Origin of the sequence: Amycolatopsis sp. 3B14 (assembly GCF_050958625.1) — a bacterium.
In the GTDB taxonomy this organism is placed as follows: Bacteria; Actinomycetota; Actinomycetes; order Mycobacteriales; family Pseudonocardiaceae; genus Amycolatopsis_E; species Amycolatopsis_E thermoflava.
Window position 1 is genome coordinate 1 of record NZ_JBHZEN010000069.1, and the last position, 25,710, is coordinate 25,710.

Genomic DNA, 25,710 nt, shown 5'->3' on the forward strand with positions numbered 1-25,710 from the left:
CCCGCCGGAGCCGGAACCCCAACCGCGGCCACGCAGCCGCAGCCACAGCCGCGGCCACCGCAGCTGGCCCTACCGGAGGCGCAGCGCGGCCAGGTAGTCGTGCATCCGGTCGGCCCTGGAATCGGTCAGCGGGTTGCTCTGGTCGTCGTTCTCGATGATGAACTCGCGCATGCCCAGCCGGGTCGCTCCGCTGAGGATCGTGCGGTAGTCCACGACCCCGGTGCCCAGGTCCGCCAGGTTGCCGTTGGCGTCCAGGTCCTTCACGTGCGCCAGCAGCATCCGCCCCCGGTTGGCGCGGATCAGCTCGACGTTCTCCTGCGCGCTCAGCCCCGCCGCGGACGACCACCCCATGTCCAGCTCCAGGTACAGCAACTCGGGATCGGAGCCGTCCAGCAGGATCTGGTAGAAGGTCCGCCCGTCGGGGCCGTGCCCGGTGAACTCGCTGGTGTGGTTGTGGTACCCCAGCTTCATCCCCGCCCGGCGGATCCGCTCCCCGGCCCGGTTGAACGCGGGCCCGGCCTCGGCGAAACCCTCCGCCGTGTCCGGCACCCCGCCGGGGCACACGATGTAGCGTTGCCCCAGGATCCGCGCCATCTCGATCAGCTCACCGAGCCGCTCGTCGTCCAGGAACTCCGCGTACCCGTGGTGGCTGGACACCGCCCGCAGGCCGTACTTGTCCAGCAGCGGCCGGACCTCCCGCGCGTGCGCCGGGTCCGTGCCACCGGGGAAACCGGCGAACTCCAGGTTCCGGTACCCGGCCCGCGCGAGTGCCCGCAGCACCGCCTCCGGCTGGGACATGAACGCGTCCCGCACCGAGTACATTTGCAACCCGATCCGGCTGTTCGGGATCCGCCGCCCCGGCGACGCGACCGCCACCGGCGCCGCCGCCACCGCCGCCACCCCGGCCGCCGTCGCCGCCACACCCGCCAGGAACTTGCGCCGGTCGAAGACGACCGGAACACCACCACACATGCCGCTCTCCTTCCCAGAAAATCAGTGCTCGTGGACACCGGCCGGCATGGTGCCGTCGGCGTTGCGGACCAGGAACATCCCGGCCATCCCCATGTCCGAGTGGTTCTGGACGTGGCAGTGGTACATCCACATGCCGGGCCCGACCCCTTCACCGGCGATCACCTGGAACCCGAACGACACCCCGGGGTTGAGGTCCTTGATGTCGATCAGCGGGCTGGGGTCGTACTCGCTGGTGCGCATCCCGGTGCGGTTGTCCAGCCAGCGGTGCCCGTGCAGGTGGAAGGTGTGGAAGTTGCTGCCGTGCCCGATCGCGATCCACTCCACCCGCTCGCCGAGGTTCGCCTCGAACGTCGGCGCGTCGTGGTGCGCCCGGTTGTTGATCGTCATGTCGTTGAACACCACGGTGAACTGCCGCTTCGGCAGCAGATCGCCCTGCCGCCGCACCACCAGCGCCCCGTACAGGCCCTTGAGCACACCCTCGGTGCCGTGCTCGGTGCCCATCGCGTGGTCGTGGTAGTGCCAGTAGCCCGCCGTGCCCTCGGCCCACGACCCGTCCGCCCGCCGGTAACCCACGTGGCTACGCCAGGTGTAGCGCCGCGTCTGGCCGGGCATCACCGCGGAGCCGTTCATCAGGGTGCCGTCGGAGTTCACGTCGTAGTCGACGCCGTGCGGGTGCAGCGACAACACCCGGTCGGTCGTGTTGACCAGGTCGATTTCGAGGGTGTCGCCCTCCCACATCTCCAGCACCGGCCCGGGCACCGTCGCCCCGCCGGGCGCGAGGCCGTAGCCGTAGAGCTCGTCGGAGATCTTCTCGGCGTACATCGTGATCCGCCGGGTCGTGCCCGCCGCCCGCAGCGGGGCGGCCGCCGCGACGCCGGGCACCGACGCGGCCAGCCCGGCCGCCGCGGTGCCGAGCACGGCACGCCGCGTCATCTTGGCCATGGAAAGGTCCTTTCGTGGAGAGGAGTCACACCATGCGTTCGAACGCCGGGTTCGGCTGCCGCTCCTGCTTCGAGGGGCCGCTCGACGACACGACGGTGAACGTGACGCTGCCGGTCTCGCTGGTGTTGCCCGCCTCGTCGGTCGCGCGGTAGCGGATCGTGTGGGTGCCGACGTGGTCGACGACGAACGGCTTGTGGTAGCGGGTGAACACGTTGCCGTCCAGCGAGTACTGGATGCGCGCGACGCCGGAGGCCTCGTCAGTCGCGGCCAGCGTGACCGTCACCGGGCCGACGTAGTCCCACGACCAGTTCTGCGGCCCGGCCAGCTGCACGGTGACCACCGGCGGGGTCAGGTCGCCCGCTTCGGCGATGGTGAACGACAGCATCTGCACGGCGCTGGTGTTGCCGGCCCGGTCGGTCGCGCGGTAGTGCAGCATGTGCGTGCCGACCGCGGTGATGGTCACCGGCTGGCCGTAGCGGACGAACCCGGCGCCGTCCAGGTCGTACTCGATCGAGGCGATCCCGGACTCGGTGTCGGTGGCCGCCAGGACGAGCGTGACCTTGCCGGCGTAGGAGCCCTCGGTGTTCAGCTCCCCGTCCAGATCGGCGGTCACGAACGGCGCGACGACGTCACCGAGCGGATCCACCTGCACCGTCAGGGTTTTCGGCTCGCTGGTGTTGCCTGCCTTGTCGGTGGCGCGGTAGGTCAGCGTGTGCGTGCCCGTGCCCAGCACGACCGGCTGGCTGTACGTCGCGTAGGCCCCGCCGTCCAATGTGTACTCGATCTTCGCGACGCCGGACTCGCTGTCGGTCGCGGTGAGCGTCACGGTGGCGCTGCCCGCGTAGTTCCCGGCGTCGTTGCGCTCGCCCGCGACGCTGGCGTTCACCGTCGGCGCGGTGGTGTCCTCGTTCGGCTGCACGACGTTGATCACCAGCGTCTTGGGGTCGCTGGCGTTGCCCGCCTTGTCGGTGGCGCGGTAGTGCACGGTGTGCGCGCCGGGCGCGGTGATGGTGACCGGGCCGCTGTAGGGGCGGTAGGTGTCGTCGTCCAGCGTGTACTCCACGGTGTCCACGCCGGAGCTGTCGTCGGTCGCGGTGAGGGTGAGGGTGGCGGTGCCGACGTAGTTGCCGTCGGGGTCGGTGGTGCCGTCGACGGACGCGGTCACCTCCGGCGGCGTGGTGTCCTGCTCGCCGCTCTCGGTGACGATCAGCTCGCCGCTCATCGTGTGCCCGGGCATCGCACAGTAGTAGCGGTACTTGCCCGGCGTGAGGGTCACCTGAGCCTGGTGCAGCCCGTGCTCGGCGTCCAGCGGGCTGGCGGTGATGTTGAGGTCGACGTCGTGGTTGTAGCCCGGCGTCGAGGTGTCGAAGGTCAGCGTGTGGGTCATGCCGGTGGTGTTGCCGGTCTCGGTGCTGTTCTCGAACACGATGGTCGCCGTGCCCGCGACCGCTGTGGCAGGCGCCGAGGCGTACTCGGTCATGCTGTCGTCGGCGGTCCAGGTCAGCACCTGTTCCGCCGCCGCGGTGATCGGCACGGGCTCGGCGATCGCGGCGGTGGTCGTGCCGGTGAGCAGGCACAGTCCCGCCGTCGCGGCCACCAGCGCGCCACGCAGAATTCTCATGGGATTCCTCGCAGGGTGGAGCCGGTGGCGCCGCCGCGGCGGCGCCACCGGGGGATCGGGATTGCTAGAGCTGCCGCACCCGGATGTTGCGGAACTCGATCACGTCGCGGTCGCTGTGGTTCTGCAGCCCGATGAACCCGCTGAAGAACTGCCGCAGATCGGTCGGCGGGTCACCGGCGCGCGAGGACTGCTTGCCCGGCGTGTTGTCGAACTCGTTGATCACCACGCCGTTGCGGATGATCGTGTAGTGCTGGCCGGTCACCCGCACCTCGTAGTCGTTCCACACGCCCTTCGGCGTCGGCATCGCCCGGTCCAGTCCCACCTGGGAGAAGTTGTAGACGGAACCGGTCTTCTGCGCGTCACCCGCGGTGTTGTCGTTGATCTGGATCTCCTGTCCACAGTAGATCGCGACCCACGCCTGCGACGTCCGCGCCGAGCCGACCGTGCCGCAGCTGCCCGGCGGGCGTTGCTCCAGCGGTGTCCGCACGTCGGGGAACCGGGTGAACACGCCGCTGTTGGCCCGGTCGCCGGCGGGCGCCACGTCGCGGAACTGCAGCCGCACCGAGAAGTCGCCGAACGCCTTGCCGGAGTACCACAGCATGCCCATGCCACCGGCGCTGTGCAGGGTGCCGTCCGGTTGCAGGTCGAACCGGCCGTCCGGCGCCTGGGTCCAGCCGTTCATCGAGGTGCCGTCGAAAAGCCACTCGTAGGCGGTGGACCGGCCCACCTGGGACGCCGAGGCGGCCCGGATCAGCTGGTTGGCCTCCTTGTCGGACAGCAGCCCGAAGCCACGCAGCTTCGTGACCACGTCGGTGGCGTACGTGGTGAACGCGTCGTGGCTCGCCCACGGCCGTTCGTCGTCGACCAGGTCGTTGATCGTGCAGCCGAGGCCGATGTTGCGGTTGGGCACCGCGGTTTCGCTGTCCAGGAACCACACCTTCTGCCGGGCGTCCGGCGCCGGGCAGCTGACGGTCACCGGCAGGTTCGCGGTGGCCTTCGTCCCGTCGGCGTAGGTGACCTCCAGGGTCGCGTAGTAGGTGCCGCCGCGCAGGTAGGTGTGCTGGGGGTTGGCCTCGGTGGACGTGGTGCCGTCCCCGAAGTCCCAGTGCCACGCGACGCCACCGGCCTTGGCGCTGTTGAACGCCATCGTCATCGGGCCGGCCTGGGTGGTGGTCCCGACGGTCGCCGACTCCGGGGCCGGGGTCGCCGCGCCGCCGTGGTAGGTGATGCGCAGCAGCTTCTGGTTCGGGTCGAGGCTGAAGAAGCCGCCCGCGTAGTCCAGCAGGTACAGCGCGCCGTCCGGGCCGAACTTGGCGTCCATCCAGCTCTGCAGGCCGGTGTCGCCACCGCCGCCCTTGATGATCTGCCGCAGGTCCTCGGCGAACGCGGGCGCACCCTGCGTGGGCACGCGCGCCGGGTCCAGCGTCACCGCGATCCGGTTGTTGCCGTTGGACTCGTCACCGATGAACCACTTGTCCTCCCAGTACGCCGGCCACGCGACGCCGCTGGCGGTGTTCACCTCGGCGCGGTGGTAGGTCGGGCCGGACATCACGGCCTGCCCGCCGCCCTTGAGGTAGGGCTCGGTGTAGGTCGCCTCGGACTCCACATAGGACGGAATGCCGCTGCCGTCCGCGCGCGCCGGGTAGACCGGCCCGCCGCCCTGCGGCGAGTACCAGATCGCGTTGTCCCGCGCGGGCGGGATGTCCACGAGGCCGGTGTTGCGCGGCGAGGTGTTCTTCAGGTTGTCGCAGTCGTACCAGCCGGTGAGCACACTCGCGTCGGTGTTGCTGCGGTCACGGTAGGGCTGCCGGTTGCCCATGCAGTACGGCCAGCCCTGGTTGCCCGCCGAGGTGATGACGGTCGCCGTCTCGTACTTGGCCGGGCCCAGTTCGGGGTTCGGCGCGCCGGCGTCCGGGCCGACCCAGCCCGCGGTGAGCCAGTCGTGCTGCCGGTCGATCGCCAGGCGGGCGATGTTGCGCACGCCCATCACGTAGATCTCCGGCCGGGTCTTGCCGCCGCCCTCCTCGGCGCCGGTGAACAGGTTGCCCTGCGGGATCGTGTAGGTGCCGTCCGGCTCCGGGTGGATGCGCAGGATCTTGCCGTTGAGGTCGTTGGTGTTGCCCGAGGTGCGGCGCGCGTCCTGGAACGACGTGCCCTGGTACTCGGCGGTCCAGTTGTTGCCGGAGTAGCCGTCGGAGCCGCCGGAGGAGTTGTTGTCGCCGACACCGATGTAGAGGTTGCCCGCGTCGTCGAAGGCCATGCCGCCACCCGCGTGGCAGCAGCTGTGGATCTGGGCCGGCCACTGCAGCAGGTCCTTGCGGGTGGCCTGGTCGATGGTCTGCCGCGCGGCGTCGTAGGTGAAGCGGGACACCGTGCGCTGGCCGATCCGCTTCTCCCGGTCGATGGACTCGTGCGGCATCCAGTAGACGTAGAACCAGCCGTTGCGCGCGAAGTCCGGGTCGAGCGTCATGCCGACCAGGCCCTCCTCGTTCTTGACCAGCTCGTCACCGCTGCCGCGGTTGCCCATCACGGGCAGCGTGGTGAGCAGCTTGACCTGCTTGGTCTTCGGGTCCCACTGGTGGATGGTGCCGCAGCCGAGGCCGACGTTCGGGTCGTTCCAGTCCACGATCGGACCGGAGGGGCAGGCGGCCTTGCCGATGTAGAACACCTTGCCGTCGGGGGCGATGGTCAGGCCGTGCGGTTCACCGATCTGGTCGAGCTGGCCGGACTGGTTCGGCTTGGTGAGCCGCTCGACGGTGTAGTTCGAGGCGATCGTGGCCTTGCAGTCGCCGCGCACCATGCCGGTGGTCCAGCGGATCGCGCCGAGCAGGTGGCCGCGGAAGAGCTGGTCGGTGGTCCAGCTCTCGACGGTGCGGCCCATGCCGGTGTAGAAGGAGCGGCCGCCGGAGTAGTCGCGGCACCAGGAAACCGGGTGGAACGCGCCGTTGCCGCCCTGGCCCGGCTGGTACTTCCACTCCTCGACCTGCGCGATCGTGTGCACCTGGCCGACCGGGTTCGGGCTCCAGTTCAGCCACTGGTCGGAGCGGGTCCAGTTCAGCGGCAGGCCGGCGTTGGCGGGGTGCTGCCGGTCGGTCACGTCGACCACGGCCTGCTGCACCGAATCGGGGCTGGTGGCGGGCCGGGTGCCGATCAGTCCGGTGAACCAGTCCGATGTGGACTGCGCGCGGGCGGCGTCGTGGACGCCGACGAACCCGTTGCCCGCGGCGACGAACGCCTTGAGCGCGTCCTCCTGCGCGGCGCTGAGCGTGACGGAGTTGGCGGACAGGAACACGATCCCGCGGTAGCGGGCCAGGTTGGCCGGGGTGAAGACGGCGGGGTCGGCGGCCACGTCGGCCTGGAACCCGCCGGTGCGGCCGAGTTCCTGGACGGCCGCGGCTGCGGTGTTCACGGGGTCGGCCTGGCGGTCGGACGGGCCGTGGAAGACCAGGACCCGGATGGGGTCGGGAGCCTGTTGTTGTTGCTGCGGCGCGGGTGCCGGCGCCGCGAGTGCGGGCAGCACGGGCACGGCGGTGAGCAGGACCAGCCCGCACAACTGGGCCAGCACCCGGTGGAACCGGCGTCTGGACCGGTTCGGTTCGTGGACACGTCGGTAGCGCATACCATCCCTCGCTCGGACTGCGCGGGGTTTCCCCGCTCGGGTTCAGATGAGCTTGTGCCGCGCGGCCCAGACCACGGCCTGGATCGGGGCGTGCACGTCCAGCCGGTCGCAGATCCGCCGGATCCGGCGCTGCACCGTGCGTTTGGACAGGTTGAGCCGCCGCGCGACCGCGTCGATCGGCAGGCCGTCGGCGAGCAGGGCGAGGACGGCCAGCTCCTCGCCGGTCAGGACTCTGAGGGGTTGGTCGAGCGTCGCGGTCACTTCACGTCCGCCCGGAGACCGGCCGGCAGCGTGATTCGGGGTCGGATCGACATTGATCTCTGCCCTCCCAGCAGCGGGCTACTGATGCTCTGGGAAACTAACCACTTCTGCGCACGGTAGGAAGATGTCTGTCGCGAACTGGCCACTGGAAGGTCGCAAACAGGAAGAAGTGACTCCGTTCGGACCACAACTTTCGAGGGGCCGACGGGCGAGCTGGTTCAGACCGCTTTCGCGGCGGGACCGGTGGCGAGGGGCGGACTGGGCCGGGCGGCGACCCGGGTTCCCCGGTTGGCCCGGGCCTCGGGCGGGATGAGTGGGTGGCCCGGACGGCCGCGCCGGCGCGCGGGAGCGGCCGGGCGCGGCTCGGGCGCATGCCGGATGGGCAGGCGGTGGGCATGCCGCCGAGGGGCCGGCCGGCTGGGTGGACAGTCCTCTTTCGCGGGCGGGCCGGCGGCGAGGGGGAGTGGGCGCTGGGGCGGGGCGGGTGGTGTACCCCCCGGCTTCGCGGGGGATGAGCGGGCGGTGGGCTGGTCGCAGGGCGTACCGCGCCCACCCCGGGCGGCCCCGGCGTCACCCGGGACGGGCCGCGCCCGAGCTCAGGCCGTCAGCGGGGCGTGACGAACTTCAGGTGCGACCGCTGCCGCAGCCGGAGGGACGACGCCACTGCCACCCCGGCCAGCAGGACGACCGCGCACACCACCCCGTGCAGCACGCCGCGCACCAGGTATCCGCTGTCCACGCCGTCGATCGCGTACGTGCCGATCTCCCGGCTGAACCAGAACGGCAGCGCCCGCGCCAGGGCGCTGCCCGGGTCGGTCATCATCTGCAGCCCGACCACCACCAGCAGCACCAGCGTCCCCTCGAGTTCGCGGGGCAGGATGGCGCTCAGGGCGAGCCCGAAGGGCGCCGAGACAGCCACCATGATCGCCATCATCAGCGCCACCGGCCCGTGCCGCACGCCGTCCTGGTCCACCAGGATCAACAGGAAGTACGGCACCGCCAGCGCGACCCCGACCGCCCACAGCGCCGCCAGCCGTCCGACGTACAGGTGGTGGCTGCGGTACCCGGACAACCGCAGGCGCGGCTCGATCTCCCGCGCCGCGCTCCCCGCGAACAACGCCGCCGTGCTCAGCGCCCACCCCAGGCCGAGGCACACGAACCGCACGGACTGGCCCAGGTGGTCACCCCGCCTGCTGAGGTAGAACGCCAGCGGCAGCGCCGCCAGGATGACGAGCACCGACCGGCGCCGCAGCATCTCGCGCAGCGCCATTTCGGCCACGGTGGCGAACCTGGTCATCGGTCCCTCCCGGTCAGGTCGAGCACCAGGTCGACGCGGTCGGCCTGGTTGAGCAGGTGCGTGACCACGACGACGGCCTTCCCGGCGTCGCGCCACCGCCACGCCTGCTCCCAGAAGTCGAGGTAGGTCCCGCGGTCGAACCCCTGGTACGGCTCGTCCAGCAGCAGCACGTCCGGATCGCCCAGCCCGGCCAGGACCAGGTTCAGCTTCTGCCGCGTCCCGCCGGACAGGTGCCGCGCCTGCGCCGGCTCGGCGGGCCAGTCCAGCACCGCCGCCCGAGACCGGCCGGACGAGCGCGCCTCCTCCCGCGTCAGGCCGCGGCCCGCGCCGATCAGTACGAAGTGCTCGTCCGGCGTCAGGAAGTCCGCCGTGCCACCGGCCTGCGGGCAGTAGCCCAGCGAGCCGTGCACCCGCACCTCGCCGCCGTCCGCGCCGGTCATGCCCGCGCAGATCCGCAGGAACGTGCTCTTGCCGCAGCCGTTGGCGCCCACCACCGCCGCGATCTGCCCGGACCGCACCGTCAGGTCCACATCGGACAGGACGACCCGCTTGCCGTACTTCTTCGTGATCCCCGCGGCTTCCAGCAGCACCCGCCCGCCCCGGCGCGGCACGCGGCCGACGCTGTCCACGACCGCCGCCGCGTAGGCCGCGGGCGGGCCGAACACCCGCAGCGGGTGCTCGCCGCTGTCGCGCAGGTGCGTGGCCGCCTCGGCGACCACGTTGCGGCCCACCTCCGGGCTGACACCGTGCCGGTGCAGCTCCCCGGCCAGCGCCGTCAGCCAGCTGTCGACGTTCATCGCGTCGCTCCTTCCCCCAGCACCGCGGCGACGCCGGCGGTGAACTCGCGCCAGTCGGCCCTGGTCAGGCGCAGCTTCTCGGCGCCGGCGGCGGTGATCCGGTAGTACTTGCGCGCCGGTCCGGCCGAACCCTCCCGCCAGCTCGCGGTGAGCAGCCCGGTCCGCTGCAACCGCAGCAGCACCGGATACAGGGTGCCGCCCTGGATCGGGCCGAGCCCGGCCGCGTCCAGCGCCTGCGCCAGCTCGTACCCGTAGGACTCGCGCCGCTCGACCAGCGCCAGCACGCACGGGTCCAGCACGCCGCGCAACCACTGGGCCCGCCGCTCCTGATCCACGCCGACAAGGTAGCAGAGCCACCTAGATTGCGCCGCTACCTACCCGCCCGGCGTCGCGTGAGCTGGAATGTGGAGATGTCGGACCGTGTCGATTTCGAGGCGGTGTTCCGCGCGGGTGCGACGCCGAGTGCGTTGCTGTCCAGGGACTTCGTGATCGTCGCGGTCAACGACGCGTACGAGAAGGTTTCCGGGCGCCAGCGTGCCGAACTCGTCGGACACGACGTGTTCGAGGCGTTCCCGGACGACCCGGAGGCCGCCCGCGCGCTGCGCGTCTCGCTGGACCGCGTGCTGGCCACCGCCGAGCGGAACGTGATGGCGCTGCTCAAGTTCGACGTGGCCGTGCCCGGCGGCCGGAACGAGGTCGAGCACCGGTTCTGGAGCCCGGTCAACGTGCCGGTCCTGGACGACGACGGCAGCGTCCGGATGATCCTGCACCGCGTCGAGGAGGTCACCGAGGTCCTCCGCGAACTGGGCCTGCCGCGGCAGGACGCGGCCGAGATGCAGGCCGGGCAGGCGGAGGTCTACGCCCGCAGCAAGGAACTGGAGCGCACCAACCAGCGCCTGGCCGCCGCCACGGACATCACCACGGCGATGCTCGCCGACGCGCCGGCGGACGTGGTGCTGCGGTTGATCGCGTTCCGGGCCAAGGAGATCGCCGGCGCCACGAGCGGGTGCGTGCTCCTGCGCGAAGGCGACGGGTTCGTCGTCGCCGCGGAGGCCGGGGATGCCGCCGTGGACCCGGCCGCGCTGGCCGCGGAGGTCCGCCGGACGGGCAGGCCCGGGGTGCGGGTGACCGGCGACGGCGTCGCGGTGGCCGTGCCGCTGCGCCACGAGGAGGAGGTCCGCGGCGTCCTGGTCGTCACGAGCCCGCCGGGCCGGAGCGGGCTGGGCAGCCCGGCCATCCTGCCGCTGGAGCCGTTCGCCACGCAGGCCGAGCTGGCGCTGGAACTGGGCGACCGGCGGCGCGACACCGCCCGCCTGCTGCTGCTGGAGGACCGCGACCGGATCGCCCGCGACCTGCACCGGTCGGTGGTGAGCCGGTTGTTCCAGCTCGGGCTGGAGCTGAGCTCCGCGGCCGAGCTGATCATCCGGGCCGAGCCGGCACGGCGTGTGCGCGGCGTGGTCGTCGCGCTGGACGGCGTGGTGCAGGACCTGCACACCGCGGTGTTCCGCACCGGGGGAGTGCGCCCGGACGGCCGGACCTTCCGCGAGCGGCTGCAGGACCTCATCGACCACGCCGCCGAGTCGCAGGGGTTCGCCACCACCTCCCGGATCGATCCCCGCCTCAACGGCGTGCTCGGCGAACTGGCCGAACAGCACCTGATCGCCGTCCTGTCGGAGGTGCTGATCGGCGAGGTGCGGGACCGGACGGCGCAGGTGACGGTGTCGGTGGGCGTCCGGCCGGACCGCGTGGTCGGCGAGGTGACGGTCCGTGGGCTCGACCTGCCCGCCGGCATCGCCGAACTGGGCCTGACCGCGCTGGCCCGGCGCGCGGAGCAGCTCGGCGGGTCGCTGACGCTCGACACCGGTGACGGGGAACGGCATTTCACCTGGCAGATGCCGCTCGCGGGGGATCATGGCTGACGTGAGCACCGACCACCTCGACGACGCCGTTCAGCTCGCGCTGGGCACGCTGCGCACCGCACTCGACGCCGACTGGGACGTTCCCGCGGGCGATCTCGACTGGAGCTGCTGGGAAACCGCCGAGCACCTCTCCGACGACTTCTTCGGCTATGCGGTCCGGCTCGGGCCGCGCACCCCGCCCCGGCACGGGGAGGTGCCCTACTTGTGGCAGCGGCTGCGGCCGGGCGGCCCGTCGAACGCCGTGCACGCGGACCGCTCCGCGGGCCCGGCCGGCCTGCTGCGCGTCGTGGAGGCGAGCGCGGCGCTGCTGACCGCGATGGTGCGCACCACCCCGGCGCACGTGCGGGCCTGGCACGTCTGGGGCGAGGCCGACCCGGCCGGGTTCGCCGCGATGGGGATCGTGGAGACGCTGGTGCACACCCACGACCTGGCGGCCGGGCTCGGCCTGGCCTGGGAGCCGCCGGGGGAGCTGTGCGAGCCCGTGCTGCGACGGCTCTTCCCGCACGTCGCCCCGGACGAGCCGTGGCCGACGCTGCTGTGGGCGACCGGCCGGGGCGAGCTGCCGGGACGGGCTCGCCTCGGCGAATGGCGCTGGTACGCCGCGCCGCTCACCAGCCCTTGAGCTTCGCCGTCTCCAGCTGGTTCTTCAGCAGCTGACCGCCGGTGGGCAGGTCCGCCTGGTCCGGCCAGGTCGCCGGGTCCCACACGCCCGAGCGGCGGAAGGCGTTGGCGCAGTGCACGAACAGCTCCTCGACCTCGACCACCACGGCCAGCGCCGGTTTCACCCCGCCCTCGGCGAGCTCGCCGAAGAACGGGGCCGAGCGCACGATCGTGGCGCGGCCGTTGACCCGCAGCACGTCTTCCTTGCCGGGCACCACGAACAGCATCCCCACCCGCGGGTGCCGCAGCAGGTTCCGCATCGTGTCCAGCCGCCGGTTGCCGGGGCGGTCGGCGAAGGCCAGCGCGCGGTTGTCGTCGAAGACGAGGACGCTGCCTGCCGGGTCGCCGCGCGGGGACAGGTCGAGGCTGCCGTCGGGCGCGGTCGTCGCGACGAAGTACAGCGTGGCGGCGTCGATGAACTTCCGGCTCAGCTCGTCGATCCCGGCCAGGCCCTTGGCGGCGATCACCGGCGCGGGCGGGCTGATCACCTCGCGCAGTTCGGCCTCGCTGGTGACGACTTCGGCGTCCTCGGGGCGCCAGGCGGTCATGAACGTGCTCCTCGGTTCGCGGTGGCCAGCAGGTACAGCAGGTAGGGCGCGCCGACGGCCCCGGTGACGACCCCCACCGGCAGCTGGTGGGCGCCGCTGAGCAGGTGCTGCGCGGCGAAGTCCGCGAGGAGCGTGACCAGCGCGCCGACCAGCGCGGACGGGACCAGCCCGGGACGGCCGGTGCGCAGGACGCGGGTCGCGATCGGCCCGGACAGGAACGCCACGAACGCGATCGGCCCGCCGACCGACGTCGCCACCCCGCACAGCGCGGCCGCGAGCGCCAGCAGCGCGAGCCGCACCCGGTCCACCCGCAGGCCCAGCCCCTTGGCGGCGTCGTCGCCGAGTTCCAGCACCGTCAGCGTGCGGCCGAGCAGCAACGCGGCCGGCACGAGCACGACCAGGAACACCGCGGCCATCCGGACCTCGCCCCAGGCGACGCGGTTGAAACTGCCGGTGATCCACACCAGGGCCTGCGCGGCGATCCGCACGTCCACGCGGGTCAGCAGGTAGGACATGGCGCTCGCGGCCAGCGCGGCGACCCCGATGCCGACCAGCACGAGCCGGTGCCCGGTGACCGCGCGCCGCCAGGCCAGCGCGTAGATCAGGACCGATGTGGCCAGACCGCCGGTGAGCGCGGCCGCGGGCACGACCAGCCCGGACACGCCGAGGGTGATCAGGCACAGCACCGCGGCCAGCGACGAGCCCGCGGTCACGCCGATGACGTCCGGGCTGGCGAGCGGGTTGCGCAGCAGCCGCTGGAACAGGGCGCCGGACAGGCCGAACGCGAACCCGACCAGCAGGCCGGCGAGCGCGCGCGGCAGGCGCAGCCGCAACACGATGTAGTCGTCCCGCACGGTGCCGCCGCCGAAGAGCGTGCGCACCACGTCGGGCAGGGCGATCGGGAAGTCCCCGATGGACAGTGCGAGCAGGAAGACCGCGAGCACCGCCACGGCCAGCACGGCGGTGACGGCCGCGGTGCGCCGCGCCGTGCGGCGGTGGACCTCGACGACGCTGGTCATCCACGCACCCGCTTCCGTCGCACCAGCGCGATGAACACCGGCGCGCCGATCGCCGCCGTCACGATGCCGACCTGCAGCTCGCCGGGCTGCGCGAGCACCCGGCCGACGATGTCGGCGGCCAGCAGGACCAGCGGCGCCAGCACCATCGAGTACGGCAGCAGCCACCGGTGGTCCGGGCCGGTGATCAGCCGCGCGGCGTGCGGCACCATCAGGCCGACGAAGGCGATCGGGCCTGCCATCGCGGTCGCGGTGCCGCACAGGACCACCACGGCCAGCGCGCACAACGCCCGGCCAGCGTTCACGTGCACCCCGAGCCCGCGGGCCACGTCGTCGCCCATGGCCAGCCCGTTGAGGGCGCGCGCGGAGGCCAGCGCCAGCACGAAACCCACGACCAGGAACGGCAGGGCCTGCGTGACGACCGACGAATCGCGGCCGGCCAGCGCGCCGACCTGCCAGAACCGGAACTGCTCGTAGGTGGCGTTGTCGGTGACCAGGATGCCGGTGGTCAGCGACCGGAACGCGGCCTCGCACGCGGCGCCGGTGAGCGCGATCTTCAACGGGGTCGCGCGGTCCCGGCCCAGCGAGCCGATCCCGTAGACCAGGACCGCCGCGAGCCCCGCGCCGAGGAACGCGAACCAGACGTAACCGGTCATCGACTGGATCCCGGCCAGGCTGATGGCGGCGACGATGCACAGCGACGCGCCCGCGTTGACGCCGAGGATGCCGGGATCGGCGAGCGGGTTGCGCGTGACGCCCTGGATGATCGCCCCGGCCAGGCCGAGCGCGGCGCCCGCGAGCAGCCCGATCAGCGTGCGCGGGATCCGGACCTCCCACACGATCACGTGGTCCGGGTTCGCGGGGTCGTGGTGCAGCAGGGCGTCGACGACAGCCGACGGCGGGAGCCCCTTGGCCCCCACCGCCATGCTGGCCACCACGGCCAGCCCCAGCGCCACCAGCCCGAGGATCAGGCCGAGGCCGAGCGGGGCCCGGCGGCGCTGGGGGAGCGCGGTCGTGGTTTCGCGGAGCACCGGGTCAGCGTGCCAGCGCTTCGGTGATCATCGGCACCACCTTGTCGATCGCGTAGCTCAGGCCCAGCGGGGTGGCGCTGGCGAAGGCCTGCGAGATCGTCTTGTCCGACAGCACGACCACGTGCCCGGCCTTGACCGAGGGCACCGCCTGGAACAGCGGGTCGCTGTCGATCTGGCTCGCGTCGATGCCGATCGGCGAGATCACGGTCAGGTCGGCGTTGAACAGGTCCATCCGCTCCGGCGAGACGGTGATGTAGAAGTCCTTCCCGGCCAGGGCCTGCACCGCGGGGGACTGGGCGAAGCCGAGCCGCTCCATGAACTCGATGCGCGCGCCGCCGTTGACGTAGGCACCGTAGGAGGTGGCCATCTTCGCCCCGACCGCGACGGTCTTGCCCGTGAACTCCGGGTGCGCGTCGGCGGCCTGCTGGAACTTGGCGTCCAGGTCGTTGCGCACCTGCTCGGCCTCGGCGGTGCGGCCCAGCGCCTTGCCGATCATGTCGAGCTGCTGCTGCCAGGTGGTCGCGTAGGCCTCGCCGCCGGCGGGGATGCTCAGCACGGGGACGCCGAGGGCGGCCAGCTGGTCGTAGCGGGCCTTGTCGCCGCTGGCGCGGGTGTCCAGGATCAGGTCCGGGTTGAGCGCCGCGACCTGCTCGGCGCTGACCTCCAGCGTGCCGAGCATCGTCGGCGCGGTCGTGTAGTGCTTGTCCTGCGGCATCCACGGCGCGACGCCATCGCCCCCGATCGGCAGCCAGTCCGCGGCGCCGACCGGCTGCACGCCGAGGGTCAGCGCGACCTCCGCGTCACCCCACCCGAGCGCGACGACCCGCTTGGGCTGCTGCGCGATCGTCACGTCGCCGAACGCGGTCGGGATGGTGACCGGGAACTGACCGCTCGCCGGGGTCGCCGGCTCGGTCGCGCTCTGCTCCGCGGACGAGCCGCAGCCCGCGAGCACGAGGACCGCGCCCAGAAGGAGAGCCAGGAGGGAACCGCGCGCACGCGGCCGGGGGAAACGCATGGGGATAGCCTCTCGGATTAGGTAAGCCGATCCTAAATTAGGTAGGCCTCGGTTCGCCGTCCAGATGGCCGTGATCACACGGGGGCCAGGGCTGGTGTTTCCGTGCCGGAGGGTGTGACATGGACACGCCGCGGTTCGGCGAGCGGGACAATCGCTCGTGACGCTTTGAGCAGACAGGGCGTGGGTGAGCGGGATTGGACGACGCGTCGGTGGGCGCATTGGTGCTCGACCTGCCGCACACGGTGCCGCCGCTGGTGCAGGTGCGCCGGTGGGTGGCCGCCGAGCTGGACGACCTGGGCGACGACCGGGTGGTCGCGGTGCAGCTGATCGCGACCGAGCTGCTCACGAACGTGTACGACCACGGCGGCGGGAGCGGCCAGATCCGGCTGTCCCGGGACGCGAACCGCATCCTGGTGGAAGTCGACGACGGTTCCCCGTCGCCGCCCGTGATGGGGGACGGGAACCCGAAGTCCGTGCGCGGGCGGGGCCTGGTGCTGGTGGACAAGCTGGCCAGGTCGTGGGGCTACCGGCCGCGGGCGGACGGCGGCAAGACGGTCTGGGCGCTCGTCGACTGCGAGACCCTGAACTGGACTTCCTGACGGATCCAGGACGGGCGCCACACGGGTTCGGGGAGTGGCGCCAGGGTCGCGAAGTGGGCGAGGACCGGCTGCAGCCCCGGGTGCGGGTGCGCCGGGACCAGCAGGGAGAGCGGGTAGGCGAGCACCGGGTCCACGATCGGGATGCGGCGCAGGCCGAACTGGGCGGGCCAGGTGTAGCGGTCGCGTGCCCCCACCAGCGTGGCCACCTCGGCGGACCCGGCGAGCGCCGCGAGCAGCACCTCGTCGCCGAAGTGCGGGCCCGCCGCGTCGACGCGCAGGCCGAAGTCCGTGACCAGCTGGTCGTAGAACTCCGCCCATTCGCTGCGCGGCGCGATGCCGGGCACCCAGATCCGCAGCCCGCGCAGCTCCGCCGGGGTCACCGACGGGGCGTCGGCCAGCGGGTGCCGGGGGCCGGCGAGGAGTTCCAGCGCGGAGTCGAAGACGTGGATCATCCGCACGTCGCCGGGCAGCGCGGCCGGATCGGGGACGGTGCGGAACGAGGCGTCCACCTCGCCGGACATCACGGCGGCCGCTGCCACGCGGGGGTCGTCGACCCGCAGCGTCACCACGTCCAGCTCGGTGCCGGGGTGTGATCGCCAGTAGTCGTGCAGGACGACCGCCTGTGCGCTGCGCAGGCCGAGGACGTCGATCCGCAGGGCACGGGAACCCGGCCGGACGGCGGCGATGCCGCGGTCCACACCCGCGACGACACCCCGCGCGTGCGGGAGGAACGCCTGGCCGTCCGCGGTCAGCTCGACGCCGCGCGCGGTGCGGGTGAACAGGCGGACCCCCAGCTCGCGCTCCAGCGCGGCGATCCGCTTCGAGACGGCCTGCTGGGTCACGCCCAGCTCGTCGGCCGCGTGCTGCAACTGCCCGAGCTCCGCCGCCCGGACGAACGAACGCACTGCCTCGGTGTCCACCGGGCCAGCCTAAGCAGGGCCAACTCCCGGTTGTGGCTCGCCGGGAGCCGGTTGTTTGATCCGGTTCCGCCCTGGCCGGTGTGATCTGCGGCGTGGAAGCCGATCTTCGCCGGCTGTGGTCGGCCTACGCGGTGAGCACGTACGGCACGTGGCTCGCCTTCGGGGCGTTCCCGCTGATCGCGGTGCAGGTGCTGCACGCGCCTGCGTTCGCGGTGTCGTTGCTGGAGGCGGCCGGGCTCGCCGCGGCGGCGGTGTGCGCGCTGCCGCTCGGGTGGTGGGTCGAGCACCGGCCCAAGCGCCCGGTGATGATCGCGATGGACCTGGCCCGGTTCGCCGCGATGGCCAGCGTGCCCGTGGCATACGCCTTCGAGGTGCTGTCCTACGGCCAGTTGCTGGTCGTGTCGGTTGTCGCCGGGACCGCGAACATCGCGTTCACCGCCGCGTCCGGCGCGTACCTGAAGCACCTCGTGCCCCGGTCGCGGCTGCTCGCGGCGAACGGGCGGTTCGAGGGCACGAGCTGGGTGGCGACCGCGGCGGGCCCGCCAGTCGGGGGCACGCTGGTGGCCCTGCTCGGCCCGGTGGTGACGGTGCTCGCCGACGCGCTGAGCTACCTGCTGTCGGCGCTCGGGGTGCTCCGCATCCGCGGCGGTGATGTCGCGGCGCCCCGTGTCGCGCGGTTCCGCGTGGCCGACCTGCTCGCCGGCGGGCGGGTGATCGCGCGGGATCCCGTGCTGCGGCGGCTGTTCCTCAACTCGATTCTGGTCAGCGGCCTGATCACGGCCACCACGCCGCTCCTGGCGGTCCTCCTGCTCGGCGAGTACCGGTTTTCCGCGTGGGAGTACGGGCTGGCGTTCGGCGTGCCGGCGCTCGGCGGGTTCGCGGGCGCCCGGCTGTCCGCCCGGTTGGCGCGGCGCTACGGGCGGCACCGGGTGCTGACCGCCTCCGGCTGGCTGCGGTCGCTCTTCCCGCTGGGGCTGGCGTTCGTGGGCCCCGGCGTGGCGGGGCTCGTCACGGTGATCGTCGTGGAGGCCTTGCTGATCACCTGCATGGGCGTCTTCAACCCGATCCACGCGACGGAACGGCTGCACCGCACGCCGTCGGACCACGCCGCGCGGGTGCTCAGCACGTGGAGCGTGAGCAGCAAGCTGCTGCAGGCCGGGCTGATGGCGGGGTGGGGCGTGCTGGGGACGCTGACGAGCCCGCTGTGCGCGATCACGGTTTCCGGGGTGCTGCTGCTCGGCACGCCACTGCTGCTGCCACGACGCGGTTTCGAGTCCGACGGGTAACGTCGGGATCATGGGGGTCCGGCACTACCTGCGCAACGAGCGCCGTCTGTTCGCGTCCATCGGGCTCGGGTTGCGGCGCCGGAAAGCGCTTGCGCCGGGAGCCGTCGCGGTGGGTTATTCGCGGGCGCAGCGGCCGCTGCTCGTCGTGTTCGTCGTGCTGACCGTGGTCGAGGGCCTGCTGTTCGCGCTGGTCGGGTTCGGGCTCGTGGTGCACCTCGTCCTGGCGGCCGTCGAGCTGTACTCGCTGCTGATGGTGGTCGGCCTGCTCTGTTCGATCGTCGTGTACCCGCACTCGGTGTCGGCGGACGAGGTCCGCGTGCGCTACGGCGCGTTCCTCGACGTGCGGGTCCCGGTGAGCGCCATCGCGGGCGTACGCGCCCGGAGCGAGGACCACTCGGGCAGGCGGGGGTTCGACCTGGACGGCGAGACGTTCACGGTGGCACTGTCCTGGCAGACGAACGTGGTGCTCGAGCTGAGCCGCCCGGTCGCCTTCACCCGCCCGCTGGGCCGGCCAGGCGAGGCGCGGGTGATCAAGTTCTACGCCGACGATCCGCAGGCCGCGGCTGCCGCGATACACCACGCCATGGTGCGTCCGCGTGAAAGCTCACCGTGAGGGGGCCAGCACTATCGGCACGTGATCCTCGAAGGTCTCGTTCGCGAACTCCCACAGGTGCGGCACGCGGTGCTGCTCACCGCCGACGGTCTGGTGCTGGACCACTCGGCCGGCCTGGACCCCACCGACGCCGAGTACCTGGCCTCGATGGCCGCGGTGCTGCAAAGCCTGGCGCTACGGGTGAGCAACGTCCTGGACGGCGGGGCGTCCCGGCAGGTCGTCGTGAGGTGCGACCGGATCGCCCTGGTGGTCCTCCCGTGGAACGACCAAGAGCGGCTCGCGCTGGCCACCGCCGAGGCGGCTCTCGATGAGGTCATCGCGAAACTCGCTCCCGGCGCCGCTTGACCTTTCAGTTGCTTGAAGGCGCATCGTGGGGGCATGTCGAGAGAAGAACTCGCCCTGGCGATGACGAAGGAACCCGCCGAGGCGCGGCGCATCCTGTTGCGGCTCTGGGAGGAGGGCTCGGCCGTCGACCGCTGCGCCGCGGCGCACTTCCTCGCCGACCGGCAGGACGAGCCGCGCGACGAGCTGCTCTGGGACCTCCGCGCGCTCGAAGTCGCGCAGGCCGCGGATCCCGCCGAGGTGCACGGGTTCTTCCCGTCCCTGCACCTGAACCTCGCGGACGTCTACCACCGCCTCGGCGACCTCGCCAAGGCACGCGAGCACCTCGCCGCGGCGGAGGCCGTCACCGACACCCTCCAGGACGACGGCTACGGGCGCATGATCCGCGGCGGCCTGGCGCGGCTGGCGGAAAAACTGGCCGGGCGCTAGAAGATCCCGGGCCCCGGGGTCAGCATGCCGGCCGGGTCGTACCGCGCCTTCCAATCGCGCAGCGAGGGCCACCGCGAACCGAAGTGGTGGCGCCAATCCGCCTGGGTGAAGGGGATCGCGCCGACCGGATAGGTGAACCCGCCCAGGTCGCGTGCCTCCTCGTACAGCCGGCGGTTCTCGGCGACCTGCCGGGCGACCAGGCCGGCGTCGTCCGGCGGAAAGCGCAGGATCGCCACGAGAAAAGCGATCCGCTCGGCTGGCAGGCGGACCAGCGGCGCGTGCACCTGGCCGGTGAACACCGGGTAGAACAACACGCACCCGGCCGGCCCGAGGTCCGCCGGCGTCAGCCGCTCCACCAGCACGGTCAGGAACCCCACGGCGGCCGACGCGGGCAGGAAGCAGTTCCACCACGGGTGCGGGTGGAACCACGCGCCGGTCCCGGTCAGCAGCGCCTCGGCGGCGTCCAGCCGGTGCTGGAACTCCACGTAGGACAGATCCCCGCCGGAGTACGCAGCCGTCTCCAGGAACACCCGCCTGCCCGCCTCGCCGAAGCGGACCTGGCCCTGCACGAAGTCGAACCGCCCCTCCTCGACGAACCGCACCTGGTCCGCCGCCGCGGCCGCCACCGTGTCGTAGTCCACCTCGTGCCGGCTGATCCGCGGCGGCGCGGCGACCAGCCGCAGCGTGGCGCGCGTGATGATCCCGCACTGGCCCAGCCCGCCCAGCACCGCGGCGAACAACTCGTCCCCGGGGCCGCACGTCCGCACCACCCCGTCCCCGGTGACGACCTCCAGCGCGACCACCGTGTCGGTCTGCAGCCCGTGCCGGAAACTCGTCCCGCCGATCCCGCCCACCGACAACGTGCCGCCCACCGACAACCGCAGGTAGTCGGTCAGCACCGGCGGCGTGCGGCCGCGCTCCCACGCCGCCGCGAGCACCGCGTCCCAGCCGGCGCCCGCGTCCACCACGATCCGGTCCTCGGCGACCTCGTGCACCGCGGCGAGCGATGACATGTCGACCACGACACCGTCGGTCAGCGCCTGCCCGTACCCGGAATGGCCCCGTCCCCGCGCCGCGACCGGCACCCCGTCCGCCGCCGCGGTGCGAACGATCTCGCCGACCTCCCCGGCCGAGCGCGGCCGCAGCACCGCGGACGGCCGTCGCCGGACCAGGCGCCCGAAGTCGGCGGACGCGGTCATCAATACCGCTGCCAGACCCCGGCGGGCGTCCGCGCGCCCACCCCGGGCTTGCTCCAGTCGCACACCCCGTCCGGGAACGCCGCCCGCAACCGCTGCTGCTCCTCCCGGGTGAACGTGACCGGCAGGTAGTCGCGGAAGTCCACCGGCTTCAGGCGGCATTTCAGCGCGTCCATGGCGAGCCCGGACCCGGCGACCAGACGCGTGTTCGCCGCGACCGGGAACAGCGCACCGCACCGCCCGCTCGACGGGTAGGTCAGCCGCTCCCGCACGCGCTCGGTCGCCGACACGTAGCACCCGTCGCCCAGGTCCGCGGGGCGGTTCGCGACCACCTTCTGCTGCGCGCCGCGCCCCGACCGGTCGTTCCCGATCGCCGTCAGCCAGCGGTCCATCGCGTCCAGCTCGTAAGCCGCCGCGACCGCGGCGTCCGCCGGGCGGCTCGCGATGATCACCTGGTTGTCCGCCGCCCCGCTGCGCCGCAACCGCTCCCGCATCACGAACGACCACTCCGTGGTGTGGATGTCGGCGCCGAACCCGGCCAGGTCGAGATCCGTGCGCTGGTCGATGATCGGCGTGGTGCGCAACCCCAGGGACGCCGAGTTGAACACCCCGGACCGGTAGGCCGCCGACAACGCCTTCGGATCGGCCGCGCTCCGCGCCGGCACCGGGGCGCCCGTGTAGTCGAGCCCGCCGATGGCGGCGTTCAGGTCCACGAACTGCGCCGCCGAAATCTGCCCGGCCCGCAGCGCCGACAGGCCGTACTGCACCCCCGTGTTGTCCAGTGTGCTGCGCACGAACCCGGTCCGCGGATCACGCCCGAGCTGGTTCACCAGCTGCTCGTTGGAGTTGCAGATGACACCGTCCGGATTGGACACCGGATCCCAGCGCTCGGATACCGGCAGCAGCGGGGTGCAGCTGCCGGTCGCCGTCGCGCGGTTGGCGAACGTCTGCTCCCACGACACGCACGTGCTGTAGGTGTGGAACCCGGCCACCGCGAGCCGCTGCTCCGGCGTGAACGAGCTGCCCGCGCCGGCGAAGTACCGGTTGAGCATGCGGCAGTCCGAGACCGGCCCGGCCGTGCTCAGCGGGTCCGGGTAGGAGATGCCGGGAATGATGCCGTCCAGGATGCCCGGGTAGTTCTCGGCGATGTCGTACTGCTGGATCGCGCCGCCGGACCCGCCCCAGCCGATGGTGTGCCGCACCGGCCCGTAGGTTTCGGTGAAGTGCTCCTTGACCATCATCGCCGCCTCCGCGGAGATGATCGGGCTGCAGTTGTTGTCCAGCACGTTCAGGCTCGACGAGGCCACCGCGTACCCCTGCGACAGGAACAGGTCGTTCAGCACCCCGCCGGTCGACGCGCCCTGGTGGTACCCGGAATTGCAGCCGCCGCCGAAGGAGTAGACGAGCCGCTCGTTCCAACCACGCTCCACAGTGAACGGTGACGGCGCGGTCCCGTCGGTCAGCGCGGCGATTTCGTAGACGGCGCGGTCGATCGTGCCGCGCTCCACCCGCACGATGTAGGGCATTCCGTTGAGCGAAGCGAGATCCGCGGGCCGGGACGCCGGATCGGCCAGCGGCCGGAACTGCCCGCCGGTCGTGCGGTACTGGTAACTCACCTGGGTGGGCGCGCTGCACAACGGCGGCGTCGCGGCCGGCAGCCCGTAGGCTTGCGTCTCGCAGTAGAACGGCTCCTGCTGCCGTCCGGAGAACACCGGCCCGGTGATCGGGTGGTTGGTCACCCGCAGGCTCGCGCGTCCCCGGCCCGGCGCGCTCGCGACGATCTCGTTCGTCCCGTCGCGCAGGCCGCCGACCAGGCCGAGCAGGGTGTCGCCGGTCTGCTTGAACTCGCCGGTGACGTCACGGCCGTTCGCCGTCACCCGGACGCCCCGCGCCGCCGGGACCCGCACCAGCACCTGCCCGCCGCTGACCAGGTCGGGGTGCGGGTTGGAGACGGATTCGACGGTCAGCCGCGGCGGCGCCGCGACCGCCGCCGGAACGGTGAGCAGCGAGGCCGCACACGCGGCGGTCAGCACCAGTGCACGCAGCAAGGGAGCACCCCCAGGCTCGTGCGCCACCTCGTCGTGGCGCCCGCATCGGGTATAGCACGCTGTCTGGTCACCGCAAAAGTCCAGAACTGGGTTCTGTTCGATCACGCTTGAGCTGATTGTCCGAAGGGGCTGTGCAAGACGCGCCAGGCTGTGTACGGTCCCTCCGAACCGAACCTGATTCTGTTTTTGCACACCTGCGAAGAGGCGGTGGTCGCGAGAAATGGCGCAGCAAGCCCCGTTGCTACGAGTGGACGAGCTGAACGTGTCCTTCGGCGGATTGCGGGTCCTCCAGGCGGTCTCGCTCGAAGTGGCCGAAGCGGAGGTGCTCGGCGTCATCGGTCCCAACGGCGCGGGCAAGACGACCCTGTTCAACACGATCTGCGGGTTCGTCCGCCCGGACTCCGGCGCCCTGTCGTTCGACGGCCGCCGTCTCCTGCCCCGCCCGCACCGGCTCACGCGGCTGGGGATCGCCCGCACCCTGCAGGGCCTCGGGTTGTTCCCCAACCTCAGCGCGCTGGACAACGTCGCCGCCGGCGCGCCCCACCGCTCGCGCACCGGCCCGGTCGGCGCGCTGCTGGCTTCGCCGTGGGCCGAGCGGTACGAGCTGCGGCTGCGGGACCAGGCGATGGGCATGCTCGAGCAGTTCGGCATCGCCGACGCCGCGCAGCGGCCGTGCGCGAGCCTGCCCTACGGCATCCGCAAACGCGTGGCCCTGGCCCGCGCGCTGATCAGCGAACCGCGCCTGCTGCTGCTCGACGAGCCCGCGGCCGGCCTGTCCGCCACCGAGATCACCGAGCTCGCCGACATCGTGCGCGGGCTGCGCCAGCGCACCACCGTCATGCTCGTCGAGCACCACATGGAGTTCGTGATGAACCTCTGCGACCGGCTCGTCGTGCTGGACTTCGGCGAGGTGATCGCCACCGGCACGCCCGCGCAGGTGCGGGAGGACCCGGCCGTGCAGCGCGCCTACCTCGGCGAGGCGGTGGCGGCCGATGCTTGAGGTCAGCGGCCTGGTCGCCGAGTACGGGCCGGTGCGCGCGCTGCACGACATCGACCTGACGGTCGAGCGCGGCTCGATCACCGCGGTGCTCGGCGCGAACGGCGCGGGCAAGACGACGCTGCTGCGCTCGTTGTCCGGGCTGCTGCGGCCGAAATCCGGTTCGGTGCGCCTGAACGACCGGGACATCACCCGGCACGGCCCGGAGGACCTGGTCCGGCTCGGCGTTGCGCACGTGCCCGAGGGGCGTGGCGTGATCGTCGAGCTGACGGTCGAGGAGAACCTGCGCCTCGGCGGGCTGTGGCGGCGGGACCGGGCGTGGCTGCGCACCGGCGTGGCGCGCATGTTCGAGTTGTTCCCGCCGCTCGAACAGCGGCGGCACCAGCGCGCGGAGACGCTGTCCGGCGGCGAGCGGCAGATGCTCGCGATCGGGCGCGCCCTGATGAGCCGTCCCGACCTGCTGCTGCTGGACGAGCCCTCGCTGGGCCTCGCGCCGCGGACCGCGGCGCAGATCGTCGCGACGCTGCGCCGCCTGCGCGCCGAAACCGGCCTGACCCTGCTGCTGGTCGAGCAGAACGCGGGCACGGCGCTGTCGGTGGCCGACCGCGCCGTCGTGCTCAACGTCGGCCGCAAGGTCGCCGACGACGAAGCCGCCCGGCTGGCCGCCGACGACCGGGTCCGCCGGGCCTACCTGGAGATGTGATGGGACGGTTCCTCGACTTGACGCTCGCCGGGCTGACCAGCGGCGCGGTGTACGCCGCGGTCGCGCTGGCCCTGGTGCTGATCTGGCGCTCCACGCGAATCGTGAACTTCGCGCAGGGCGGAATGATGATGATCACCACGTTCCTCGGCTACACCGTGGTCAGCCACGGCGGGTCCTACTGGCTGGCGCTGGCCGTCGCGATCGCCGCCGGGCTGGTGCTCGGCGCCGTCGTGGAACGGGTGCTGATCCGGCCGGTAGCGAAGCGGCCGCCGCTGGACGCGGTGGTGGTCACGTTCGGCCTGCTGGTCGGGCTGCAGGGCATCGCCGGGATGGTGTTCGGCGGCACCCCGCAGTCCTACCCGCCCGCGTTCTCCATCGCCGGGTTCCAGGTGGGCGGGCGGCAGATCCTCTTCTCGCCCAACGACTTGTGGATCGTCGGCGTGGTGCTCGCCGTGATGGTGGTGCTGGCGGTGGTGTTCCGCCGGACCTCGGCGGGCCTGCGGATGCGCGCGACGGCGTTCGCGCCGGAGGTGGCCCGGCTGCTGGGGGTGCGCGTCGGCCGGATGCTGACCGTCGGCTGGGCGCTGGCCGCGGTGGTCGGCGCGGTCGCCGGGGTGCTGATCGCACCGAGCACGTTCGTCAGCCCGACGGCGTTCGACGCGGTGCTGGTGTTCGGGTTCACCGCAGCCGTGATCGGCGGACTGGACAGCCCGCCGGGCGCGGTCGTCGGCGGGGTCGCGCTGGGCCTGGTGCTCAGTTTCGTCTCGGGCTACCTGGGCCCGGACATCGTGACGCTGGGCGCGCTGGTCGTGCTCATCGTGGTGCTGATGGTGCGGCCGCACGGGTTGTTCGGCGCGGGAGCGAGGCGGCGGGTATGAC

25 protein-coding genes are annotated in these 25,710 nt (G+C 72.3%); 10 read left to right on the forward strand and 15 right to left on the reverse strand.

Annotation, left to right across the window (positions count from 1 at the left end):
* Nucleotides 1-69 precede the first annotated feature (69 nt).
* The 8 genes from ACCP09_RS33675 to ACCP09_RS33710 form a co-directional block, all read right to left on the reverse strand.
* Entirely contained in the window at nucleotides 70-972 is a 903-nt protein-coding gene (locus tag ACCP09_RS33675) for a sugar phosphate isomerase/epimerase family protein (protein ID WP_433752782.1), read from the reverse strand.
* A 21-nt stretch (nucleotides 973-993) separates the two neighbouring features.
* Nucleotides 994-1,914: a multicopper oxidase domain-containing protein gene (locus ACCP09_RS33680; RefSeq protein WP_027931534.1), complete on the reverse strand. Its 921-nt coding sequence runs from the start codon at nucleotides 1,912-1,914 to the stop codon at nucleotides 994-996.
* A gap of 25 nt (nucleotides 1,915-1,939) precedes the next feature.
* A complete protein-coding gene (locus ACCP09_RS33685) occupies nucleotides 1,940-3,535 on the reverse strand; it encodes an OmpL47-type beta-barrel domain-containing protein (protein WP_433752784.1) in 1,596 nt (531 codons plus the stop codon).
* A gap of 64 nt (nucleotides 3,536-3,599) precedes the next feature.
* Complete coding sequence (locus tag ACCP09_RS33690; RefSeq protein ID WP_433752786.1) at nucleotides 3,600-7,154, reverse strand: ThuA domain-containing protein; 3,555 nt, start codon at nucleotides 7,152-7,154, stop codon at nucleotides 3,600-3,602.
* Nucleotides 7,155-7,196: 42 nt separating this feature from the next.
* The gene (locus ACCP09_RS33695; protein ID WP_017981277.1) at nucleotides 7,197-7,415 is read right to left on the reverse strand and encodes a response regulator transcription factor; all 219 of its coding nucleotides are present in this window, start codon (nucleotides 7,413-7,415) and stop codon (nucleotides 7,197-7,199) included.
* Between the two features lie 604 nt (nucleotides 7,416-8,019).
* Nucleotides 8,020-8,712 (reverse strand): hypothetical protein, encoded by a 693-nt coding sequence (locus ACCP09_RS33700; RefSeq protein ID WP_433752787.1) that lies wholly within the window; start codon nucleotides 8,710-8,712, stop codon nucleotides 8,020-8,022.
* Nucleotides 8,709-9,509 carry an ATP-binding cassette domain-containing protein gene (locus tag ACCP09_RS33705; RefSeq protein WP_433752789.1) on the reverse strand — a complete coding sequence of 267 codons (801 nt, stop codon included), beginning with the start codon at nucleotides 9,507-9,509 and terminating at the stop codon, nucleotides 8,709-8,711. The genes ACCP09_RS33700 and ACCP09_RS33705 overlap by 4 nt, the downstream gene beginning before the upstream one ends.
* Entirely contained in the window at nucleotides 9,506-9,844 is a 339-nt protein-coding gene (locus ACCP09_RS33710; RefSeq protein WP_027931529.1) for a PadR family transcriptional regulator, read from the reverse strand. Before ACCP09_RS33710 ends, ACCP09_RS33705 begins: the two co-directional genes overlap by 4 nt.
* Nucleotides 9,845-9,919: 75 nt before the next feature.
* Between ACCP09_RS33710 and ACCP09_RS33715 the strand changes: the two genes are divergently transcribed.
* Nucleotides 9,920-11,428, forward strand: a complete 1,509-nt coding sequence (locus ACCP09_RS33715; protein WP_433752792.1) for a PAS domain-containing protein — start codon at nucleotides 9,920-9,922, stop codon at nucleotides 11,426-11,428.
* Nucleotides 11,421-12,050: a hypothetical protein gene (locus tag ACCP09_RS33720; RefSeq protein WP_027931527.1), complete on the forward strand. Its 630-nt coding sequence runs from the start codon at nucleotides 11,421-11,423 to the stop codon at nucleotides 12,048-12,050. Before ACCP09_RS33715 ends, ACCP09_RS33720 begins: the two co-directional genes overlap by 8 nt.
* Here ACCP09_RS33720 and ACCP09_RS33725 read toward each other — a convergent pair.
* From ACCP09_RS33725 to ACCP09_RS33740, 4 genes are read right to left on the reverse strand one after another with little or no spacing between them, the layout of a single operon-like run.
* On the reverse strand, nucleotides 12,037-12,636 hold the full coding sequence (locus ACCP09_RS33725; protein ID WP_017981284.1) for an MSMEG_1061 family FMN-dependent PPOX-type flavoprotein: 600 nt from the start codon (nucleotides 12,634-12,636) through the stop codon (nucleotides 12,037-12,039). The genes ACCP09_RS33720 and ACCP09_RS33725 overlap by 14 nt on opposite strands.
* Complete coding sequence (locus ACCP09_RS33730) at nucleotides 12,633-13,655, reverse strand: FecCD family ABC transporter permease (protein WP_433752795.1); 1,023 nt, start codon at nucleotides 13,653-13,655, stop codon at nucleotides 12,633-12,635. Before ACCP09_RS33730 ends, ACCP09_RS33725 begins: the two co-directional genes overlap by 4 nt.
* Nucleotides 13,652-14,683: a FecCD family ABC transporter permease gene (locus ACCP09_RS33735; RefSeq protein WP_027931526.1), complete on the reverse strand. Its 1,032-nt coding sequence runs from the start codon at nucleotides 14,681-14,683 to the stop codon at nucleotides 13,652-13,654. The genes ACCP09_RS33730 and ACCP09_RS33735 overlap by 4 nt, the downstream gene beginning before the upstream one ends.
* Nucleotides 14,684-14,687: 4 nt before the next feature.
* The gene (locus ACCP09_RS33740) at nucleotides 14,688-15,698 is read right to left on the reverse strand and encodes an iron-siderophore ABC transporter substrate-binding protein (protein ID WP_433752797.1); all 1,011 of its coding nucleotides are present in this window, start codon (nucleotides 15,696-15,698) and stop codon (nucleotides 14,688-14,690) included.
* Between the two features lie 194 nt (nucleotides 15,699-15,892).
* Between ACCP09_RS33740 and ACCP09_RS33745 the strand changes: the two genes are divergently transcribed.
* Nucleotides 15,893-16,297: an ATP-binding protein gene (locus tag ACCP09_RS33745; protein ID WP_433752799.1), complete on the forward strand. Its 405-nt coding sequence runs from the start codon at nucleotides 15,893-15,895 to the stop codon at nucleotides 16,295-16,297.
* Here ACCP09_RS33745 and ACCP09_RS33750 read toward each other — a convergent pair.
* Nucleotides 16,222-17,217: a LysR family transcriptional regulator gene (locus ACCP09_RS33750; protein WP_433752801.1), complete on the reverse strand. Its 996-nt coding sequence runs from the start codon at nucleotides 17,215-17,217 to the stop codon at nucleotides 16,222-16,224. The two genes, ACCP09_RS33745 and ACCP09_RS33750, sit on opposite strands and share 76 nt — an antisense overlap.
* Nucleotides 17,218-17,309: 92 nt before the next feature.
* Between ACCP09_RS33750 and ACCP09_RS33755 the strand changes: the two genes are divergently transcribed.
* The 4 genes from ACCP09_RS33755 to ACCP09_RS33770 are packed head-to-tail and all read left to right on the forward strand — an operon-like array spanning nucleotide 17,310 to nucleotide 19,887.
* Nucleotides 17,310-18,503, forward strand: coding sequence for an MFS transporter (locus tag ACCP09_RS33755; protein ID WP_433752803.1), 1,194 nt, complete (start codon nucleotides 17,310-17,312; stop codon nucleotides 18,501-18,503).
* A 10-nt stretch (nucleotides 18,504-18,513) separates the two neighbouring features.
* Nucleotides 18,514-19,116 carry a hypothetical protein gene (locus tag ACCP09_RS33760; RefSeq protein ID WP_051362738.1) on the forward strand — a complete coding sequence of 201 codons (603 nt, stop codon included), beginning with the start codon at nucleotides 18,514-18,516 and terminating at the stop codon, nucleotides 19,114-19,116.
* Nucleotides 19,117-19,137: 21 nt separating this feature from the next.
* The gene (locus tag ACCP09_RS33765) at nucleotides 19,138-19,461 is read left to right on the forward strand and encodes a roadblock/LC7 domain-containing protein (protein WP_027931521.1); all 324 of its coding nucleotides are present in this window, start codon (nucleotides 19,138-19,140) and stop codon (nucleotides 19,459-19,461) included.
* Between the two features lie 33 nt (nucleotides 19,462-19,494).
* On the forward strand, nucleotides 19,495-19,887 hold the full coding sequence (locus ACCP09_RS33770; protein WP_378332685.1) for a hypothetical protein: 393 nt from the start codon (nucleotides 19,495-19,497) through the stop codon (nucleotides 19,885-19,887).
* Here ACCP09_RS33770 and ACCP09_RS33775 read toward each other — a convergent pair.
* Both ACCP09_RS33775 and ACCP09_RS33780 read right to left on the reverse strand, forming a co-directional pair.
* Nucleotides 19,884-21,086 carry an FAD-binding protein gene (locus ACCP09_RS33775; RefSeq protein ID WP_433752806.1) on the reverse strand — a complete coding sequence of 401 codons (1,203 nt, stop codon included), beginning with the start codon at nucleotides 21,084-21,086 and terminating at the stop codon, nucleotides 19,884-19,886. The genes ACCP09_RS33770 and ACCP09_RS33775 overlap by 4 nt on opposite strands.
* Nucleotides 21,086-23,131 carry a DUF6351 family protein gene (locus ACCP09_RS33780; protein ID WP_433752808.1) on the reverse strand — a complete coding sequence of 682 codons (2,046 nt, stop codon included), beginning with the start codon at nucleotides 23,129-23,131 and terminating at the stop codon, nucleotides 21,086-21,088. Before ACCP09_RS33780 ends, ACCP09_RS33775 begins: the two co-directional genes overlap by 1 nt.
* Before the next feature lie 220 nt (nucleotides 23,132-23,351).
* Here ACCP09_RS33780 and ACCP09_RS33785 point away from each other — a divergent pair, with 220 nt between their 5' ends.
* Genes ACCP09_RS33785 through ACCP09_RS33795 form a run of 3 tightly spaced genes read left to right on the forward strand, consistent with a single transcriptional unit; the run spans nucleotide 23,352 to nucleotide 25,709 of the window.
* Nucleotides 23,352-24,131 (forward strand): ABC transporter ATP-binding protein, encoded by a 780-nt coding sequence (locus ACCP09_RS33785; protein WP_433752810.1) that lies wholly within the window; start codon nucleotides 23,352-23,354, stop codon nucleotides 24,129-24,131.
* A complete protein-coding gene (locus tag ACCP09_RS33790) occupies nucleotides 24,124-24,831 on the forward strand; it encodes an ABC transporter ATP-binding protein (RefSeq protein ID WP_027931517.1) in 708 nt (235 codons plus the stop codon). Before ACCP09_RS33785 ends, ACCP09_RS33790 begins: the two co-directional genes overlap by 8 nt.
* Nucleotides 24,831-25,709: a branched-chain amino acid ABC transporter permease gene (locus ACCP09_RS33795; protein WP_433752812.1), complete on the forward strand. Its 879-nt coding sequence runs from the start codon at nucleotides 24,831-24,833 to the stop codon at nucleotides 25,707-25,709. Before ACCP09_RS33790 ends, ACCP09_RS33795 begins: the two co-directional genes overlap by 1 nt.
* Nucleotide 25,710 lies beyond the last annotated feature (1 nt).